The organism is Amycolatopsis keratiniphila subsp. keratiniphila (genome assembly GCF_001620365.2).
GTDB classification, from domain to species: domain Bacteria; phylum Actinomycetota; class Actinomycetes; order Mycobacteriales; family Pseudonocardiaceae; genus Amycolatopsis; species Amycolatopsis keratiniphila.
Window position 1 is genome coordinate 125696 of sequence record NZ_LQMT02000003.1, and the last position, 1454, is coordinate 127149.

At 70.4% G+C, this 1454-nt stretch carries 2 protein-coding genes; both read right to left on the bottom strand.

All coding sequences use genetic code 11. From position 1 onward, the window contains the following. On the bottom strand, positions 1 to 642 hold a 642-nt coding region (locus AVR91_RS01130), incomplete at its 3' end, for an asparaginase (protein WP_076857230.1). Further along, entirely contained in the window at positions 639 to 1202 is a 564-nt protein-coding gene (locus AVR91_RS01135) for an RsiG family protein (RefSeq protein WP_016338019.1), read from the bottom strand. The genes AVR91_RS01130 and AVR91_RS01135, both read right to left, overlap by 4 nt. Positions 1203 to 1454: the final 252 nt, after the last annotated feature.

Sequence of the window (1454 nt, forward strand, 5' to 3'; positions counted from 1 at the left end):
GACGGCGTCCGCGACCCGGCGTTCCGGGCCGCCCATGGCGGTGACCAGCCTGCCGAAGGAGCGGGCGAGGCCGGTGAGGGAGAACGCGAACAGCGGGGCGCCGCAGCCGTCGACGCCGACCGTCTCGATCGTTTCGCTGGTGAGATCGGCGACGGCGGCTTGGACGATCTTCTGCAGCGGGTGGATCTCGGCCGTGTAGTCGCCGGTCGGCCAGCCGAGCTGTGCGCAGGTCGTGAGCATCGCGGCGTGTTTGCCGGAGCAGTTCATCGCGGCCCGGCGTTTTCCGGCGGAGGCGACGGCCAGCATGCTCGGCTCGTGCAGCGGGAAGGCGGGCGGGCAGGCCAGCGCGTCCTCGGTGAGCCCCGCGCGGGAAAGCATCGTGAGGGCGCCCTGGACGTGGCCGGGTTCGCCATTGTGCGATCCGCAGCCCAGCGCGAGTTCTTCGTCGCCGATCGTGAGGCCGGCGCGGAGCATCCCGACGGCCTGCAGGGGTTTGTTGGACGAGCGCGGGTAGACCGGCCGCTCGATGTCGCCCGCGGAGAAGCGCACCGAGCCGTCCGGGGCGGTGATCACGAGCGCGCCGCGGTGGACGCTCTCCACGAAACCGGATCGGACGACCTCGACCAGGACCGGATTCGTCACTCGGACCCGCCGCGTTCGGTGTCGAGCAGGTCGTCGACCGACGCCGTGCCCTGGCGGTAGCGGGTCGCGATCTCGGCGTTGATCGTGTCCATCACGCCCTGCACCTCGCGACGGTACGAAGAGACGGAGACCTCTTCGTCGGCGTACCGGTTGAGGGCGTTGACCAGCTTCTCGTCCGAGAGCGTGCTGACGTCGGAAAGGTCCGTGTCGCCGATGAGGGCCTCGGCGAACCGCCGGTGCTCGCCCGCGCGAGACGGCTCCAGGCGCTGATGCCTGCCCGAACCCGTGGCCGGGCCGATGGCGTTGTCCGCCAGGATCGCGGCCAGGCGCTCGACGACGCTGCTCTCGCCGCCGGAACTCCGGCGCTCCTGCTCGGCCCGCACGATGTCGATGCGCGCGTGGAGCAGGCGCCGCAGGTACGACAGGTCGGTCTCCTCCTGCGCGGCCTCGTCACGGCGCTCACGCAGCACGGAGAGGGTCAGCTCGCCGAGGTCGCTGAGATACCCAGGGCCGAGCACGCGGTCGATACGACGGCGACCACCGGGCCGGACTTCGATCACGCGCGTAGCTTATCGCGCTCCAGCGGAAATGTTCCGCAGGGAGCGATACCACAAGGATCCCCGCCCCTTCCGAGACCCTCCGCCGGGCGGCTGCTCTTTCGGTCCCTTCCAGAGCCTTCCCCCCACCCGTCCCGGGGGCGGCCCCTGGTCCAGTCTACCGGGAGTGGGCGGGGAAAAGTGCTGGTCGGCGCAGTTGTCCACAGGTGGGCAGAGTTGTGGACAACCTGTGGATGAAGTACGTGAAGGACCCCT